17 protein-coding genes are annotated in these 17,241 nt (G+C 73.6%); 11 read left to right on the forward strand and 6 right to left on the reverse strand.

The window, feature by feature from the left end:
- Positions 1-88 precede the first annotated feature (88 nt).
- The 3 genes from AB0D32_RS02865 to AB0D32_RS02875 are packed head-to-tail and all read left to right on the forward strand — an operon-like array spanning position 89 to position 2,317.
- Positions 89-1,138 carry an Rv2578c family radical SAM protein gene (locus AB0D32_RS02865; protein WP_357083794.1) on the forward strand — a complete coding sequence of 350 codons (1,050 nt, stop codon included), beginning with the start codon at positions 89-91 and terminating at the stop codon, positions 1,136-1,138.
- 23 nt (positions 1,139-1,161) lie between these two features.
- Complete coding sequence (locus AB0D32_RS02870) at positions 1,162-1,887, forward strand: hypothetical protein (RefSeq protein WP_357083797.1); 726 nt, start codon at positions 1,162-1,164, stop codon at positions 1,885-1,887.
- 22 nt (positions 1,888-1,909) lie between these two features.
- Entirely contained in the window at positions 1,910-2,317 is a 408-nt protein-coding gene (locus AB0D32_RS02875) for a CoA-binding protein (RefSeq protein WP_357083800.1), read from the forward strand.
- A gap of 57 nt (positions 2,318-2,374) precedes the next feature.
- Here AB0D32_RS02875 and AB0D32_RS02880 read toward each other — a convergent pair whose 3' ends face one another.
- Complete coding sequence (locus AB0D32_RS02880; RefSeq protein WP_357083803.1) at positions 2,375-3,571, reverse strand: acyl-CoA dehydrogenase family protein; 1,197 nt, start codon at positions 3,569-3,571, stop codon at positions 2,375-2,377.
- A 176-nt stretch (positions 3,572-3,747) separates the two neighbouring features.
- Between AB0D32_RS02880 and AB0D32_RS02885 the strand changes: the two genes are divergently transcribed.
- Positions 3,748-4,284, forward strand: a complete 537-nt coding sequence (locus AB0D32_RS02885; protein ID WP_357083808.1) for a DUF4190 domain-containing protein — start codon at positions 3,748-3,750, stop codon at positions 4,282-4,284.
- Between the two features lie 7 nt (positions 4,285-4,291).
- Here the strand turns inward: AB0D32_RS02885 and AB0D32_RS02890 are convergent, their stop codons facing one another.
- Positions 4,292-5,197, reverse strand: coding sequence for an SDR family NAD(P)-dependent oxidoreductase (locus AB0D32_RS02890; RefSeq protein ID WP_357083811.1), 906 nt, complete (start codon positions 5,195-5,197; stop codon positions 4,292-4,294).
- A gap of 122 nt (positions 5,198-5,319) precedes the next feature.
- Between AB0D32_RS02890 and AB0D32_RS02895 the strand changes: the two genes are divergently transcribed.
- Positions 5,320-5,835, forward strand: a complete 516-nt coding sequence (locus AB0D32_RS02895; RefSeq protein WP_357083814.1) for a DUF4190 domain-containing protein — start codon at positions 5,320-5,322, stop codon at positions 5,833-5,835.
- Positions 5,836-5,892: 57 nt separating this feature from the next.
- Here the strand turns inward: AB0D32_RS02895 and AB0D32_RS02900 are convergent, their stop codons facing one another.
- On the reverse strand, positions 5,893-6,849 hold the full coding sequence (locus tag AB0D32_RS02900) for a CoA ester lyase (protein ID WP_357083817.1): 957 nt from the start codon (positions 6,847-6,849) through the stop codon (positions 5,893-5,895).
- 127 nt (positions 6,850-6,976) lie between these two features.
- Here AB0D32_RS02900 and AB0D32_RS02905 point away from each other — a divergent pair, with 127 nt between their 5' ends.
- Together AB0D32_RS02905 and AB0D32_RS02910 are read left to right on the forward strand one after the other, a co-directional pair.
- The gene (locus tag AB0D32_RS02905; protein ID WP_357083820.1) at positions 6,977-7,801 is read left to right on the forward strand and encodes an SDR family NAD(P)-dependent oxidoreductase; all 825 of its coding nucleotides are present in this window, start codon (positions 6,977-6,979) and stop codon (positions 7,799-7,801) included.
- Positions 7,802-7,841: 40 nt separating this feature from the next.
- Positions 7,842-8,600, forward strand: a complete 759-nt coding sequence (locus AB0D32_RS02910) for a GNAT family N-acetyltransferase (RefSeq protein ID WP_357083823.1) — start codon at positions 7,842-7,844, stop codon at positions 8,598-8,600.
- 29 nt (positions 8,601-8,629) lie between these two features.
- On the opposite strand, the gene AB0D32_RS02915 is transcribed toward AB0D32_RS02910, so the two are convergent.
- Positions 8,630-9,208: an MFS transporter gene (locus AB0D32_RS02915; protein ID WP_357083826.1), complete on the reverse strand. Its 579-nt coding sequence runs from the start codon at positions 9,206-9,208 to the stop codon at positions 8,630-8,632.
- A 322-nt stretch (positions 9,209-9,530) separates the two neighbouring features.
- Between AB0D32_RS02915 and AB0D32_RS02920 the strand changes: the two genes are divergently transcribed.
- The 4 genes from AB0D32_RS02920 to AB0D32_RS02935 are packed head-to-tail and all read left to right on the forward strand — an operon-like array spanning position 9,531 to position 13,612.
- Complete coding sequence (locus AB0D32_RS02920; protein WP_357083829.1) at positions 9,531-10,625, forward strand: SagB family peptide dehydrogenase; 1,095 nt, start codon at positions 9,531-9,533, stop codon at positions 10,623-10,625.
- Positions 10,622-11,641 (forward strand): alanine racemase, encoded by a 1,020-nt coding sequence (locus AB0D32_RS02925; RefSeq protein WP_357083832.1) that lies wholly within the window; start codon positions 10,622-10,624, stop codon positions 11,639-11,641. The genes AB0D32_RS02920 and AB0D32_RS02925 overlap by 4 nt, the downstream gene beginning before the upstream one ends.
- Entirely contained in the window at positions 11,638-12,885 is a 1,248-nt protein-coding gene (locus AB0D32_RS02930; protein WP_357083835.1) for an MFS transporter, read from the forward strand. Before AB0D32_RS02925 ends, AB0D32_RS02930 begins: the two co-directional genes overlap by 4 nt.
- Positions 12,869-13,612 carry a methyltransferase domain-containing protein gene (locus AB0D32_RS02935; RefSeq protein ID WP_357083838.1) on the forward strand — a complete coding sequence of 248 codons (744 nt, stop codon included), beginning with the start codon at positions 12,869-12,871 and terminating at the stop codon, positions 13,610-13,612. The genes AB0D32_RS02930 and AB0D32_RS02935 overlap by 17 nt, the downstream gene beginning before the upstream one ends.
- An 87-nt stretch (positions 13,613-13,699) precedes the next feature.
- On the opposite strand, the gene AB0D32_RS02940 is transcribed toward AB0D32_RS02935, so the two are convergent.
- Complete coding sequence (locus tag AB0D32_RS02940; protein ID WP_357083841.1) at positions 13,700-15,901, reverse strand: APC family permease; 2,202 nt, start codon at positions 15,899-15,901, stop codon at positions 13,700-13,702.
- 339 nt (positions 15,902-16,240) lie between these two features.
- The gene (locus AB0D32_RS02945; protein ID WP_357083844.1) at positions 16,241-17,203 is read right to left on the reverse strand and encodes a DMT family transporter; all 963 of its coding nucleotides are present in this window, start codon (positions 17,201-17,203) and stop codon (positions 16,241-16,243) included.
- Between the last annotated feature and the right edge of the window lie 38 nt (positions 17,204-17,241).

Below are 17,241 nucleotides of genomic sequence, written 5' to 3' on the forward strand. Positions count from 1 at the left end.
ACCCGCCGACCCGCCGCCCGGGCACGAGGTGGGCCGGAACACGGCGGGTCACTTGCGCTCCGCTCGTACGCATGTTCGAATAGGCGTCATGCGCTGGGACAACCTCGCCGCTCCCCCGGCCGAGGGAGTCCCCGATCGGGCAGCGCCAGCGACGCCACCCCTGCCGCTGGCGCTGCCCGGCGCGGTCGTCCGCACCTTCGACACGCCGGGCTTCGCCGGCATGACCTTCTACGAGGTGCAGGCCAAGTCGATCATCAACAAGGTGCCCGGCACCTCCCGGGTCCCGTTCCAGTGGACGATCAACCCCTACCGCGGATGCAGTCACGCATGCAGATACTGCTTCGCGAGGAACACCCACACCTATCTGGACCTCGACGCCGGGGCGGACTTCGACCGGAAGATCATCGTCAAGGTCAACGCCGGTGAGCTGGTCCGGCGGGAGTTGGCCGCGCCACGCTGGCGGGGCACGCCCGTCGCGATGGGCACCAACGTCGACTGTTACCAGCGGGCCGAGGGGCGCTACCAGCTCATGCCGCAGATCATCGCGGCGCTGCGCGACTTCGCCAACCCGTTCTCGATCCTCACCAAGGGCACCCTGATCCTGCGGGACCTGCCGCTGTTGCGCCAGGCCGCCGAGGTCACCCGGGTCGGCGTGTCGCACTCGGTGGGCTTCGTCGACGAGCGGCTCTGGCGCGCGGTCGAGCCGGGCGCCCCCAGCCCGAGGCGGCGGCTGGACGCCGTACGGGCGCTGGCCGACGCCGGCTTCGACGTCGGCGTGCTGATGGCGCCGATCCTGCCCGGGCTCAGCGACGACGACGCCTCGATCGACGCGACCGTGGCGGCCATCGCCGCAGCCGGGGCGAGCAGCGTGACGCCGTTGCCGCTGCACCTGCGCCCAGGTGCCCGGGAATGGTACGCGCGCTGGATCAGCCGCGAGTTCCCGCACCTGGTCCCCCGCTACCGCGAGCTCTACCGCTCCGGCGCGTACGCCCCGCAGTCCTACCAGCGGGAACTGACGGCCCGGGTACGCATCGCGGCCCGCCGCCACGGGCTGCACCGGGGCGAGCGCGGCGACGACCGCAGCCCACCCGACCCCGTGCCCGCGCCGCCGCCCGCCGAGCAGCTCACCCTGATGTAGACGAAAGCCGATACGCTGCCGGCGTGCGAGACACGATCGATCGGGCGCTGCGCCGGCAGCGCCTCGCGGTGGCGGTCGCGGTGGCCGTCGGCCTGCTCTGGGGGCTGGCGGCGGGGTTGGCGCGCACCAGCGGTCAGACCGCCCTGATCACGCTGGTTCCGCTGGTCGCGCTGCTGTGGAGCCTGATGCGCGCCTTCGGCAAGCCTGGCGACGGCGACCTGCGGGCCGACGAGCGGGAGCACGCCTTCTTCGTCCCGCCCACGGGGCGGATGAGCTACCGCTGGGTCCTGCTCGCCTTCCTCACCTACACGACGACGAACCAGCTCACCTCCGACCGGGAGGATCTGTGGTGGATCTATCCGAGCCTCGCCGGACCGCTCGTCGTCCTGCTGGCCGTCCTCCTCTGGCGCCGGGTGCCGAGCGTGGCGTTGACCCCGTCCGGGATCGAGGCCGCCCATCCCCTACAGCAGGCCCGGGTGCCGTGGGAAGCCCTGGACGCGGCGGTTCCGAGCGCCGCGTACCGGCACTCCACCGCCCTGCGGCTACCGGTACGCAGCCGGGATCAGGTCCGGCTCCGGGGGATCGGCTCGCGCCGACACACCGTCGTCGAGACCGGTGAGCTGGACGTCGCGCCGGAGGTGCTGGCCGGGGCGATCCAGCACTACGCCGCTCATCCCGAGCACCGTGCGGCGATCGGCACCCCGCAGGAGCACGCCCGGCTGCGCAGCGCGCTCGCGGGCGGGGGCTGAGCGGCGGAGTTAGAGTCGGCGGGTGCGCTCCGCCCAGCAGATCCTCGCCGACTCCGCCGTGATCGCCGTCGTGGGAGCCTCCCGCGACCCGCGCAAGGCGGCGCACAGCGTGCCGTCGCAGATGCAGCGGTACGGCTGGCGGATCATCCCGGTCAACCCGACGGCCGACGAACTCTTCGGTGAGCGGGTCTACCGGTCCCTCGCCGACATCCCGCACCCGGTCGACCTGGTCGACGTGTTCCGGCCGGCGCAGGACGCGGTCGGCGTGGTGCGCGAGGCGGTGGAGATCGGCGCCCCGGCGGTCTGGTTGCAGCTCGGCATCGTCTCGGCCGAGGCACGGCGGATCGCCACGGAGGCGGGCGTCGACTATGTCGAGGACCGTTGCCTGATCGTCGAGCGGGCCGCCGCCGGCCTCACCCGGCTGGGTTGAGCCTGCCGGCGCCGGGCGACCGCCGTCCGGCCGGCCGCCACGGCGTCCGGACAGTCGTCAGAGCTTGTACTCCTTGAGCAGGCCCCGCGAGATGATCGTCTTCTGGATCTCCGAGGTGCCCTCGCCGATGAGCAGGAACGGGGCCTCCCGCATCAGCCGCTCGATCTCGTACTCCTTGGAGTAGCCGTATCCGCCGTGGATGCGGAACGCCTCCTGCACGACCTCGGCGCAGTACTCCGACGCGAGCAGCTTGGCCATCCCGGCCTCGACGTCGTTGCGCTGGCCGGCGTCCTTGAGCCGGGCGGCGTTGACCATGAGCGAGTGGGCGGCCTCGATCTTGGTGCCCATCTCGGCGAGCTTGAAGGCGATGGCCTGGTGCTTCGCGAGCGGCTGGCCGAAGGTGCGGCGCTGCTGGGCGTACGCGACGGCGAGCTCGAAGGCCCGGATGGAGATGCCGCAGGCGCGGGCGGCCACGTTGACCCGGCCGACCTCGATGCCGTCCATCATCTGGTAGAAGCCGCGGCCGACCTTCTCCGCGCCGCCGAGGACGGCGGAGTCGGGGACGGTCACGCCGTCAAGCACCATCTCGGTGGTCTCGACGCCCTTGTAGCCCATCTTGTCGATCCTGCCGGGGATGGTCAGGCCGGGCGCGGTCTCGCCGAAGCCGGGCTCCTTCTCCAGCAGGAAGGTGCTCATGTTGCCGTAGACGGAGTCGGCGCCGGTCTCGGTCCTGACCAGGGTCGCCACCACCGAGGAGTACGCCCCGTTGGTCAGCCACATCTTCTGGCCGTCGATGACGAACCGGTCGCCGTCGCGCACCGCCCTGGACTTGATCGCGGAGACGTCGGAGCCGCACTCGGGCTCGGACATCGAGAAGGCGCCGCGGACCTCGCCGGTCGCCATCCTCGGCAGCAGCCGGGCCTTCTGCTCGGCGGAGCCGTGCTGGGAGATCAGGTACGCCACGATGAAGTGGGTGTTGACGATGCCGGAGATCGACATCCAGCCCCGCGACAGCTCCTCGACCACCAGCGCGTAGGTGAGCAGGGACTCGCCGAGCCCGCCGTACTCCTCGTCGATGGTGAGGCCGAAGAGGCCCATCTCGCGCATCCCGTCGAGGATGTCGCTCGGGTACTCGTCGGCGTGTTCCAGCCGCTGCGCGTGCGGGATGATCTCCTTGTCGGCGAACTCCCGGACAGTTTCCAGGATCGACCGCTGCACATCGGTCAGGCCGGGCGTCTGGGCGAGTCGGGCCATCTCAGCCTCCGGGTGGTCGGCGCCTTACTCATGGGTAACTGAACGCTTGGTCAGTATTGGCCGCTCGGCGGTCGAGGCCAAGGTGACCAGTCCACACAACCGCTGTGAAAAGGTTCACCGCTGCGGGTAGCGTCCGGCAAGAGAGGGACGCGATCCGCCACCGGCAGGAGGAGACCGTGAGCCAGCCACCGCCGTCGGGCCCGCCCGATCCGGACCGGCCGCCGTCGCCCTGGGAGCCCCCGGCGGGGCACGACCCGTCGAGCTACGAGCCGCCAGCGGAGCCGCCGTCCGCCCCCGAGCCGCCCCCGTACGGCCCGCCCGGCTACGGACCGCCCGGTCACGAGCAGCCGGCGTACGGGCAGCCCAGCTACGAGCAGCCCGGGGAGCCGCCGCACGCGCCGCAGTGGGGGCACCAGCCCCCGTACACCCCGCAGGTGCCCTACGGGCAGTACGGCCCGCCCTCCGGTCCCCGTCCCGGCGGGACGAACGTGCTGGCCATCCTCTCGCTGGTCTTCGCGTTCGTCTTCTCGCCGGCCGGCATCATCCTCGGGCACCTGGCCAAGCGGCAGATCCGCACCACGGGCGAGGAGGGCGACCAGCTCGCCACCTGGGGCCTCATCCTCGGCTACGTGTTCACGGGGCTCGGCGTGCTGGCCTGCTGCGGCTGGATCGCGCTGGTCGTCGTCGCCGGCAACAGCAGCCCCAACTACTGACCCGCGATCAGCGGAACTCCGCCTCCCGGACGCTGTTGCCGCCGTCCACCACCAGCATCTGCCCGGTGATGTAGGAGGCGGCCGGCGAGCAGAGGAAGGTGATCGCCGCAGCCACCTCGTCCGGTGTGCCGGGGCGGCCGACCGGGGTGCCCAGGCCCTGCCTGATCTCCGCCACCGTGGAGGCCGCGGTGTGGATGGTGCCCGGCGCGACCGCGTTGACGGTCACCCCGTCGGCAATCATCTCCATCGCCAGCGCCCGGGTCAGCCCGACCACGCCCGCCTTGGCCGCCGCGTAGGCCGCCTCGGTCGGCAGGGCGTTGACCGGCCCGGCGGTGGCCGCCAGGTTGACGATCCGGCCCCAGCCCCGCTCGGCCATGCCGCCGATGAAGGCCCGGCTGCACAGGAACGCGGTGGTGAGGTTCCGGTCGATCTCGCCACGCCACTCGTCGTAGCTGAGCTGGGCCACCGGACGCAGCACCTCGGGGCTGGCCCGGCTGGCCAGCCCCGCGTTGTTGACCAGCACCTCCACGTCGCCGAGCTGCTCCGCGACCGCGTCGGCGAGCGCGCCCACCTCCGACTCGTCGGTGAGGTCGGCGACGAAGCCGGTCACGCCCAGCTCGCCGGCACGTTCGTGGATGCGTCGGGTGGTGGAGACGATGGCCACCCGGGCACCGAGGTCGGCCAGCCGGCGGGCCGTCGCGTACCCGATGCCGTCCGGGCTTCCCGCCCCCGTGACCAGGGCGACCTTTCCGTCGAGGCGCATGGTCACCGGGTCCGGCAGCGGTGCCGGCTCGTCGGTGCCGGCGACGCCCGCCGGGGCGGCGGCGCGGGCGCGTCGCGCCAGGCCGGGGCGGCTCGCGTCCCGTCTCGGTCGGCTGCCGGAGCGGTCCGCGGCTCGCGCGTCAATCACCATGCCAGGATCCTGCCCGCTTCGCGGGGTCCGGGCAACGCGGCACACCCGGGTGGCAACGCCAAGGGGTTTGGGCAGGGCTGACTACCCTGACGGGCGCACCCCGCACCCAACGGAGCAGACGAATGACATATCCCCCGCCCTCCGGCGGCTGGAACGACCCGGCGTGGTCGGGCCAGCAGTCGAGCCCACCCGCCGACCCCGCCCTCCCGGTGAGTGGTCAGCCCATCCCCACCCAGCCGACCGGCCCCGACCCGTACGCGCCGGCCGACCCGTATGCGGGCGGCGACCCGTACGCCGGGATGCAGCAGGCCGCCCAGCCGATGGCCGCCGGCTACCCGCCGCCCTACCCGAACTACGGCTACGCCCCCGCGCCGAAGACCAACGGTCTCGCCATCGCCGCCCTGGTGCTCGCCCTGGTCGGCCTCGGCTCCTGCATCACCGCGCCGATCGGCGCGATCCTCGGCCACGTCGCGCAGAAGCAGATCCGGCAGACCGGCGAGGGCGGCGAGGGCATGGCGAAGGCCGGCATCATCGTCGGCTGGATCGTCACCGGCCTGTACCTGCTGCTGGTCCTCTTCTACGTGGCGATCATCGTCTTCGCGATATCCCAGGCCGACACCAGCAGCACCGGCTACTGACGCGACGGTGCCGCCCCGGCGCGGGCCGGGGCGGCACGGATCGTCGGGAGGGCGGAGCTACTCCGCCGGCGGGGTGAAGGACGAGGTGCGGGTCATCCCGGCGGCCCGCCCCTTCGCCGCGACCACGAGGGCCATCTTGCGGGACGCCTCGTCGATCATCTCGTCGCCGAGCATCACCGCGCCGAGCCGGCCGCCCGCCTCCGACGTGTAGTGCTCGTACGCGTCGAGGATCAGCTCGGCGTGGTCGTAGTCGGCCTGGGCCGGCGAGTAGACCTCGTTCGCGGCGTCGAGCTGGCCCGGGTGCAGCACCCACTTGCCGTCGAAGCCGAGCGCCGCCGAGCGCTTGGCCACCTCACGGAACGCGTCCACGTCGCGGATCTGGAGGAACGGGCCGTCGATGGCCTGCTTGTCGTGCGTCCGGGCCGCCATCAGGATGCGCATGAGGATGTAGTGGTAGGGGTCGCCCGGGTAGTCGGGGATGAGCGCGCCGACCACCAGGGACTTCATGTTGATCGAGGCCATGAAGTCGGCCGGACCGAAGATGATGGTCTCGACCCGGGGCGAGGCGGCGGCGATGGCGTCCACGTTGACCAGGCCGGCGGCGTTCTCGATCTGCGCCTCGATGCCGATCCGGCCGACCTCCAGGCCGAGCGTCTTCTCCAGCTGGGTCAGCGTCATGTCGAGCCACTGCACCTGGGCCGCGTTCTGCACCTTCGGCAGCATGACGCAGTCGAGGTTGGCGCCGGCCCCCTCCACCACGTCGATGACGTCCCGGTAGGTCCACGGCGTGGTCAGGTCGTTGACCCGGACGACGCGGGTCTTGCCCGACCAGTCGCCCTCGTTGAGCGCCGCGACGATGTTCTTGCGGGCGTCGGGCTTGGCCAGCGGGGCGACCGCGTCCTCCAGGTCGAGGAAGACCTGGTCGGCCGGGAGTCCCTGGGCCTTGCCGAGCATCTTGACGCTGGAGCCGGGTACCGCGAGGCAGGACCGGCGGGGGCGACCGACTGCGGTCATGGTTGCGCTCCTTCCAGCGTGCGGAGGGCACGCCGACGTCACCTGACGGAGATACCAGGGCTTAACGATCCCAAAGGTCTTTGTGACGCCACGGTAACCTCGTGCCGTGACCGGGGTGAATGGACCTGTGGAAGATCTCACTGGGCGTCGACTCGTGGTGGTGACGGGGGCCAGTTCGGGCATCGGCCTGGCGGCCGCCGTCGACCTGGCGCGCCGCGGTGACCAGGTGGTACTGGTCGGCCGGGACCCGGCGCGGCTCCAGGCCGCTGCGGAACAGGTCCGGGAGGCGTCCGGCGAACGACCGGAGCTGTTCCGGGCCGACTTCGCGGTGCTGGACGACGTACGCCGGCTGGCCGGGAAGCTGCGGGAGACGTACGACCGGATCGACGTGCTCGCCAACAACGCCGGGGCGATCGCGCTCCAGCCGCTGACCACGGTCGACGGCTTCGAGCTGTCGATCCAGGCCAACCACCTGGCCCCGTTCCTGCTCAGCAACCTGCTGCGGGACCGGATCGGGCGGATGGTGGTGACCGCCTCCGGTGCGCACCGCAGCGGCGTGCTCGACCCCGCCGACCTGAACGCCCCGCTGCGCCGCTACCGGCCGATCCAGGCCTACGGCACCAGCAAGCAGGCCAACATCCTGTTCACGGCCGAGGCGGCCCGGCGCTGGCCGGAGATCCCCGCGTACTCCTTCCACCCCGGCGTGGTGCGCAGCCGGTTCGGCAACGACAGCCGGCTGGTCGCCCTGGGCATGCGGATCCTGCCGTTCCGCAGCCCGGAGAAGGGCGCCGAGACGCTGGTCTGGCTGGCCAACCAGGATCCGACGCGGCTGGTGACGGGCGGCTACTACGCCGACCGGCGGCTGCGCCGGCCGCTGCCCAGGGCGGCCGACCCGCAGCTCGCCGCCCGCCTCTGGACTGCCAGCGCCGAGGCGGTCGGCATCGCCGGATAACGGTGTCGCCGGAGGCCGGGGCGCTGCGATACTCCGCCGCATGACGACGGGGAAGGGCATCGACACGCACGACGGGCCCGCTGGAACGGGCGGCGGCGCCGCGCTGCGCGTGCTCGGCGAGGACAAGGAGCTCCAGAGCCGGCTCGACGCCGAGCTGACCGCCTTCAACAACCAGGTGACCGGCGCGGACGACGAGGCCCCCCTCTCCGTCCGGGTCGACGACGCCGACGGCGAGTTGGTGGCCGGCCTGACCGGCTGGACCTGGGGCGGCTGCGCCGGGATCGACATGGTGTGGGTGCGCGCGGGCCGCCGCACCGAGGGCTGGGGCGGCCGGCTGTTGCGCGCCGCCGAGGACGAGGCCCGCCGACGCGGCTGCACGGAGATGTCGGTCTCCTCGTTCTCGTTCCAGGCGCCGGAGTTCTACCGCCGGCACGGCTACCTCGACACGGGCCGCCGGGAGGGTATCCCCGGCGGCCACGTCGACCACCACTTCTGGAAGTCGCTGGCCACCGACCCGGCCGCCGCCGTGCGCCTGGTGGCGGTGGTGGAGGTGGCCGCCGGTGCGGTCGAGGCCGGCCGGCGGTACGAGGACACGGTGCTCGGCCTGCTCGGGCGGCACGGTGGACGGCTGGAACGCCGGCAGCGCACCGGCGACGGGCGTACGGAGGTGCACCTGATCCGGTTCGACACCCGCGACGGCTACGACGGCTTCATGGCCGACCCCGAGCGGGTGGCGTTACGGGTCGAGCTGGGCGACGCCGCCCCAGCCACCCGGGTGCTGGAGGTACACGAGGCCTGAGGGAAGGCCGTTGACAGCCGCCAGCTTCCTCACGCTGCCGGTGCGGGCGGAGGCTGAGCGGGCGGGGACGCGCGCCGGATCAGCACGACGATCCCGCTCACCGCCGTGACCAGCAACGCCACCACCTCGACTGGGACAACCAGCACGAAGGGAAGTCTCCAGTTCGCCGACCGGGCCAGAAGCGTCCCGGCCACGGGTCCCAGACAGAGTGCCAGGCCCACCACACCGCCCACGAGCGGCGCCACCCACACGCGCCGCGCCCCCATCTGCGCGACCAGTACGGCCGTGACGCCCCAGGCCAGACCAGCCCCGAACCCGGTCATCGCGCGGCCGAGCAGCAGCGGACCGCTTCCCGGCGCGAGCGCGGTCAGCAGCGTTCCGAGAACCAGCAGCGCGATCGCGGACAGGGTGACGGCGACGGGCCACCGCCGGCCGATCAGGGCACCGGCCAGACCCGCCAGCACCGCGGGAAGCAGGAACGCGACGAAGATCCAGAGCTTTGCCGAGGCCGGCAGACCCAGGGCCCGCTGGATCGCGGTCAACGCCGGCCCGACCGTGACGGCGAGCAGGAAGGCGCCCGCCGACGCGGCAAGTGCCGGACCGATCACCAGCCAGACCGGACGGACGCCGGGGCGCGGGCCGTCCGGGGGAACCTGATCGACGGCGCCGGGAAGGGGTGAGGTCACCGAGGCAGCATACGGCCGGATGGCACTGCTGCCGATGCCCCTTCCGCGACGAGGTTCCGGCCGATCCTCCGGAGGGCTGTGTTCACAGTGGACTTCCTGCTACGGTGCGTTGCAGTGATCAGCACCGATAGGTGAAGGGAGAACGCACATGACCGAGCAGGTCGAGGCCTTCGAGCCGGTGACGTCCGACGACTACGACCAGGAACTGACGTGCCTGGAGCCACCGGTCGAAGCCTGAGTAGTCATGCGTGCCCGTGTGTCGCGGCTGGTCGTCTTCCTGTGGCGTGACGGTCAACTGGTCTGCGACGACCCGCTGAGGCACCGGCAGTTCGCGTTGACTGTTGAGGCTGAGAGGCTGCTGCGCGACTACGCCGACTGGGCTGAGCTCGACGGCCGGCTCGCGCAGCAGCTCCTCAACGCCCACGTTCTCGTCGCCGAGGGCTCGCCGGAACACGCCCAGGAGGAACGCCTCGGCGCCTGGCGCGAGCTGGGGCCGGCGGCCACCTACTACCACCTGGCCAGCCGTACGCTCGGCAGCGACGTCTTCCGCTCCGCGGCCGAGGACGCCGCGGTGCTTCGCGCCAAGACCGGTCAGCCGGACCCGGTCAAGGAGTACGACGGGCCTCGGGTCGCCCTGCCCCGTACCGACCCGCCCGCGGTCGACTTCACCACGGTCCTCGATGCCCGGCGGTCGACGCGATGGTTCGACCCGGATCGCCCGGTGCCGCTGTCGGCGTTCGCCGCCCTGCTGCGGTGGACGGCCGGCGTCCGGCGCGAGGTGGATGTCTCGGGCGTCGGGACGGCGCTGCTCAAGACCGTTCCGTCCGGCGGGTCCCGGCATCCGGTCGAGGTCTATCCGGTGGTCCGCGACGTGGAGGGGCTGGAGCCCGGCGTCTACCACTACTCGGTGCGCCGCCACGAGTTGGTGCGGCTCGCCGCCGCGAGTGGCGAGGACCGGCTGCGCGAGTGGTGCGGCGGGCAGCCGCACGCCGCCCAGGCCGGTTTCCTGCTGATGTACGCGGCGGTCCTCGACCGGACCGTGTGGAAGTATCCGGCGGCACGCGCGTACCGTGCGCTCCTGCTCGACGTCGGCCACCTGAGCCAGACCGTGTACCTCACCGCGACCGCGCTCGGGCTCGGGACGTTCTTCACCGCCGCCACCCGCGACGCGCCGGTCGAGGATGCCCTCGGGCTGTCCTGGCCGGACGAGATCTTCCTCGGCGTGTCCGGCGTCGGCGTGCCGCATCCCGCCGAGCGGGAACGCCAGGCGGCGATGCTCGCCGGCGGCGAGGCCGCGTTCTCCTTCCCTCCGGACGCCTGGCACGGACGCGGCGAATGACGCCGAGGACGACCGTCGACCTGGCCAGGCTGGACGCGAACATCTCGCGGTACGGCAGGCTCGCGGACGAGGCCGGCGTCGCCGTGCGCGCCCACGTCAAGGGGCACCGGACACCCGAGATCGCCGCCCGGCAGGTGGCCGCGGGCGCGGTGGGCGTCGCGGTCCACTCCGCCGCCGAGGCCATGGCCTACCTGGAGGTGGGCGTGACCGACGTGGCGGTGGCGTGGCCGTGGCGTGATCCGTGGCGGTGGGCCAGGTTCGCCGAGCTCGCGCGGCACTGCGCGGTGACGGTGCACGTGGACCACCCGGACTCGGTGGCCGGGCTCGGCGCGGCGGCCGTGGCCCATGGTGTCGCACTCGACGTACGGATCGAGGTCGACACCGGGCTGCACCGCGTCGGCGTCAGCCCGGACGCGGCCGGGGAACTGGCCGCGTCCATCGTCACGACCCGAGGGCTGCGGCTGGCGGGCGTGACCGGGTACGTGGGGATCACCGACGCCGCCACCGCGCGCGACCGCGTCGACCTGGGCCGGCACCGGGCGCGACTGCTGGTGTCGGTCGCCCAGCGGATCCGTGCCGCCGGAACGCCCTGCCCGACGGTGAGCGTCGGCGGCACACCGACCGTCCTCGGCGCGCTGGACGTCGCCGGCGTGACCGAGGTCTGCGCCGGCGCGTACGCGCTGCTCGACGGCGGGCTGGCCCGGCTGGGCGAGTGCGACCCCGAGGCGGTCGCGATCGCGGTCACCACGACCGTCACCGGCATCGACGGGCAACTGCTGCACACCGACGCCGACGCGCTCCTCGCCGGCGCCGACCAGACCTGGATGACCGGTGTCGTGATGACCCGGCCCGACGGCACGCCGGTCACCGCTGACTCGGTGGCCGTGGGCGACGAACTGCGGGTGCTGCCCGGGCACGTGTGCCCGGTGGTGGCTCGCCGGCCGCTGCTGCACGTGCTCGACTCCGGCGAGCCGGTGGCGCGGTGGCAGGCGGTCGTCCGCCCGGATCGGGCATGACCGACGCCCTCACGGCCGTGGACCGCCCGGTGGATCCGCTACGCCAGCGCCCGTTCGTCCTCTTCGCCACCGCCAGGACGATCTCCGTCTTCGGCAACGCGGTGGGGCCGCTCGCGCTGACGTTCGCCGTACTCGACCTGCCGGGCGGATCACCCCCGGCGCTGTCGCTCGTGCTCGCCGCGATCTCGGTGCCCAGGATCGCGCTGATGCTGCTCGGCGGCGTCATCGGTGACCGGCTGCCGCGCCACCGCGTGCTCGTGGCCGCGGAGCTGATGTGCGGTGCGGCCTACGGCGCGATGACCGTCCTCGTACTGACCGGGCGGGCGGGCGTCGCGTCCCTCGCCATCTGCGCGGCTGTCGCCGGCACCGCCTCCGCGCTGCTGCTGCCCTCGCTGAACGGGCTGACCGCCGAACTGGTCGCGCCGCAGGCGCGGCAACGCGGCAACGCCGTGCTGCGGCTGGGCACGAACACCGCCACGGTGGCGGGCTTCACCGCGGGCGGCGCGTTGATCACCTGGCTGGGGCCGGGTTGGGCACTGGCCCTCGACGCCGCCACGTTCGCCGTCGCCGCCGGGCTTCTCGCGCGGCTACGCCTCGCCAGGACGTCCCGGCCCACCAGGCGGGATCTGCCGGCCGAACTGCGCGACGGTTGGCGGGAGTTCGTCCGGCGGCCCTGGCTGTGGCGGATCGTGCTCTCCGCGGCCGTGATCAACGCCGCCGTCGGGGTCACCTTCGGGCTCGCGGGGCCACTGCTCGCCAGGACACACCTGGGTGGCGCGGGCGCGTGGTCGGGCATCCTCGCCGGGTACGCGGTGGGCATGTTCGCCGGTGTGCTGGTCGCGATGCGGATCAGGACGACCCGTCCCCTGCTGGTGGCCGTACTCGCCGTGTCGGTGCTGGGACTTCCGGCGCTCCTGCTCGGATCGGGCGCCGCGCTGCCGTTCGTGATCCTCGCCGCCGTGCTGGCGGGGGTGGCCTTCGACGTCTTCGGCGTGCTGTGGGAGACGACCGTCCAGTCCGAGGTGCCGACGGAGGCGATGTCCCGCGTGAGCGCGTACGAGTGGCTGGGGGCGGTGGGACTGGGGCCGCCGGTCATGATCGCCGCCGGCTTCGTCGTACCCGGGATCGGCGTGCGGACGACCCTGCTCGTGCTGGCCGCGGTGATCTTCGTCGCCGCGCTCGCCCCGTTGGCCAGTTCCCCCGTCCGGCACTACGAAAGGCAACCCGATGGCCGAGTACGTTGACGCTTTCGCCACGGCGTATGACCGCTTCTGGGCGCCGTACCCGGAGCGGATGGGCGACGCGTGGCTGCGGCTGCACGCGCACGTGGCGCCCGGAGCCGAGCGGAGCCTGCTCGATGTCGGCTGCGGCACCGGCATCGTGGCCGCCCGGTTCGCCTCCGCCGGCTACCGGGTCGTCGGGGTCGACGTCTCCGAGGCCATGATCGCCCGCGCCCGCGAGCGGCTGGCCGGCACCGACGCGGTGTTGATCGCCGCGGACGCCACGGACTTCGAGGTGCCGCGACCCTGCGCGTTCGCGGTCTCCACGTACGACATCCTCAACCACGTCGGCGGAATCGACCGGGTCCGCGCCTACCTGCGCCGGGTCCACGAGGCGGTCGCACCGGGCGGATGGTTCGGCTTCGACATGTCCACGATCAGGGGACTCCGCGCCGACGTCCCACCGGTCACCCGGCAGGACGGGACGACCTCGGTCGTGGTGGCGCGCGGCCCGCTCGACGGCGACCGCCGCCCGCTGCACATCTCCGGCGAGCTACGCACCGGCGACGGTCGCGCGACCCCGTTCGCCACGACGATCACCAACACCGCCCATCCCGTGGCCGACGTGCTCTCCGCCCTGACGGACGCCGGCTGGGTGCCGAGTCACGTCGCCGCCATCGACGACCTGCTCACTCCCGTTGCGGACCCGGAGGCGCTGCCCCGGGTCGCGGTGGTCGCCCGACGCGGCTGACGGGCCCGCGGCAGCCGTCCCCCGGCGCGGGTAGCCGCCCGGCCCCACCGGGCCGGGCCGGCGAGGGGAGGGACGGTCAGGACGCGGCTATCCGCCCGGGTGCACCGGAAGGCTGGTGACCACCACCCCCGGCAGCCGGCGCAGCGCGGCGCGCAGCCGCTGCTCGGTGCGGCTGTGCAGCAGCCGGTGCCAGCGGCGGCGCACCACCACCTCCGGCACGACGACGGTCAGCACCAGGTCGGCCCGGGAGGCGTGCAGCGCCTCCAGGTAGTGCGCGAGCGGCCCGATCACCGCCCGGTACGGGGAGACGATCGTCTCCAGCCGCAGGTGGTCGCCCCACGCCCGCCACTGCTCCCGGAACCGGTCCGCCTCCGGCTCCTCGGGGGCGATGTGCACGGCCAGCGTCGGCTGCCCGAGCGAGGCCGCGTACGCCAGGGCCCGCAGCGAGGCCTGGTTCAGCCGGGCGACCGGCACCACCACGAGGTGGCGTACCTGCTCGGGCAGTTCCTCGTCCTCCGCGACGGCGGGCCCGGCGGCGGGCGGCGCGGCCGGCACCACCGGCGGCCCGGGTGCCGGGCCCTCCGGCGGCGGGTGCAGCGCCAGGGAGCCGTGCAGCCTCCGGTAGTGCCGGTGGATGGACCAGAACAGCAGGACCAGCAGCGGCACGGCGACGACCACCACCCAGGCGCCCTCGGTGAACTTGGTGACCGCGGCGGTCACCAGCACCAGACCGGAGAACGCGCCACCCACCGCGTTGATCGTCGCCCGGCGGCGCCAGCCCGGGTCGCGCCGGCGTCGCCAGTGCAGCACCATCCCCACCTGGGACAGGGTGAAGGCGAGGAACACCCCGACCGCGTAGAGCGGGATCAGCGCCTCGGTGTGCCCGCGGAAGGCCACCAGGATCACCGCCGCCGCGACGGTGAGTGCCACCAACCCGTTGCTGAAGGCGAGCCGGTCGCCCATGTGCAGGAACCGGCGTGGCGCGTGCCCGTCCCGGGCCATGAAGAAGAGCAGGCGGGGGAAGTCGTTGAAGGCGGTGTTCGCGGCCAATAACAGGATCAACGCGGTGGCGGCCTGGATCAGGGCGTACCAGGGGCCACTGGGAAAGGTCACCCGGGCCAGCTGGGAGAGGATCGACTGCTCGGCGGTGGGCACCAGCCCGGACAGGTGGATCAGCCCGACGAGGCCGCCGAAGAACAGCACCAGCATCGCGACCATCCAGGTGAGCGTGGTGCGCGAGTTGCGCCACTCGGGTGGCCGGAACGCGGGAATCGCGTTGGAGACCGCCTCGATGCCGGTCATCGAGACCGCGCCGGAGGAGAACGCCCGGAGCACCAGCAGCAGCCCCAGCCCCTCGACGGCCGCCACCGGCGGTGGATCCGCCGGGACGAAACCCCGCCCGGCCGCGCGGAACCAGCCGACCGCGAGCAGCGCCAGCAGCGCGACCACGAAGGCGTACGTGGGCAGCACGAAGAGGTTGCCGGCGGTCCGTACGCCGCGCAGGTTGCCGGCGAGCAGCAGGGCGATCACGGCCAGCCCGAGCGGCACCGTCCAGCCGGCCAGCGCCGGCGCCGCCGAGGTGACCGCCCGGACACCGGCGGAGACGGACACCGCCACGGTCAGCACGTAGTCCGTCAGCAGTCCCGCCGCCGCGGCCAGGCCCGCCCCGGAACCCAGGTTGTCGCTCGCCACGATGTACGACCCGGCCCCGTGCGGGTAGGCGGTGACGGTCTGCCGGTAGGAGATGCCGACCGCGATCATGAGCAGCGCCAGGCCGGCAGCCAGCGGCAGGGACAGCCCGAGCGCCCCGCTGCCGGCGAGCAGCAGCACGGCGAGCATCGCTTCCGGCCCGTACGCCACCGAGCTGAGCAGGTCGGAGGAGAGCACCGGCAGGGCCACCAGCTTGCGCATCCGCTCGTAGAGCACGGCGGCGCTGCTCAGCGGCGGCCCGAACAGCGCCCGCCGCAGCCGGGAGGCCGCCCGGCCGAGCCGGCTGCCGGGCAGGTTGGCCGGCTCGGTGGCGACCAGTTCGTCCGGCTCGCCGACCCGGAACAGCGCGATCGGGGCGAGCCGGCCGAACCGCGTCGGGGCCGGCTGGCCGGGGTGGCGACGCAGCGTCGGGTCCACCGGCAGCGTGTCCGCGTCGGGCGGTCGACCCCGGCGGGCGTTGTGCCACCGGTCGCCGATCCGGCGCAGCGCCCGCAGCTCGTCCGGGTCGAGCGGCGGGAACTCGGCCGACGGCGTGACGACCGTGCCGCCCTCGCCCTCGGCCCCGTCCCGCTCCGCCATCGGCCTTCCCGTCCCCGTGTTTGCCCCCTTCGCACTCTCACGGACGCGGCCGGCTCCGGCAGGCGAACGGCCGTTCCCGCGCCAACGAGTGGCGTCCGCCGGGTCGTGCGGTGCGGGCGATCCGCCGGACCGGAGCGGGCCGGGCCGCCGGTCGGGGAATCGGCCTGGCCGCCGGTCGGGGCAGTCGGCTGGGCCCCGGGTCGGGGCAGTCGGCTGGGCCCCGGTCGGGGCAGGTCGGCTGGGCCCCGGTCGGGGAAGTCGGCTGGGCCCCCGGTCGGGGCAGTCGGCTGGGCCCCGGTCGGGGCAGTCGGCTGGGCCCCGGTCGGGGAGTCGGACGGGTCAGTCGGGCAGTGGGCCGGCGTCGGCGGGGACGGCGGTGGGCACCGGCGGGACGCGGCGGACGGCGCGGGCACCGCCGAGCACCACCACGGCGACACCGGCCAGGAGCAGCGCCAGCCCCGCCAGGGCCGTCACCCCCGGCAGCTGCCCCAGCCAGGCCCAGCCGATCAGGGCCGCGCCCGGGGCCTCCAGCAGCACCAGCACGCTGACCGTGGTCGCCGAGACCTTCCTCAGCGCGTAGTTGAACATCGAGTGTCCGAGCAGTTGGGCGCCAGCCACCAGGGCCAGCACGGCCGCCCAGGTGCCGGCGTCGAACCCGGTCAGCGGCACCCCACCGACCAGGCAGACGACCAGCAGCAGGAACGCGCAGACCCCGTAGCAGATGGTGGTGTAGGTGGTCGTGCTGATCGTCGTGCGGGCCCGCTCACCGAACGCGGTGTAGACCGCCACGAACATGCCGCCGGCCACCGCGAGCAGGTCACCGGCGACGGCCCGGCCGGAGACGGCGAAGTCGGCCCCGGTCGCCACGCCCGCCCCCGCGACCGCCACCCCGATGCCGACCCACATGACGCCCGGCAGCCGGCGGCCCTGGGCACGGGCGATCAACCCCTGCCAGACCGGCTGGGTGGCGCACAGCGCGGTCGCCGCGGCGACCGAGGTGAGCCTGGTGCTGGGCATCCAGGTGGCGAAGTGCGCGGCGAGCGCCACGCCCGACAGCACGCAGTAGATGCCCTCGCGCCGGCCGGCGCCGACCGTCAGCGACCGGAACTCGGCGCGTCGCCGGGCCACCGAGAACGGGCCCAGCACGGCGACCGAGAGCAGGTTGCGCCAGAACGCGACCGCCAGGGCCGGCGCCGCCGCGAAGGCCACCAACGGCGCGGAGGACGAGACGGCGACGACGGCCAGGGCGAGCGCCCCGGTGGTGACCGGGTCGAGCGGCGGGCGGTGCGGTGCGGGGGACACGAGGTGCAATCCTCACACGCGACGGGGCATCACTTTCG

This window comes from Micromonospora sp. NPDC048170 (genome assembly GCF_040652795.1).
Taxonomy (GTDB): Bacteria; Actinomycetota; Actinomycetes; order Mycobacteriales; family Micromonosporaceae; genus Micromonospora.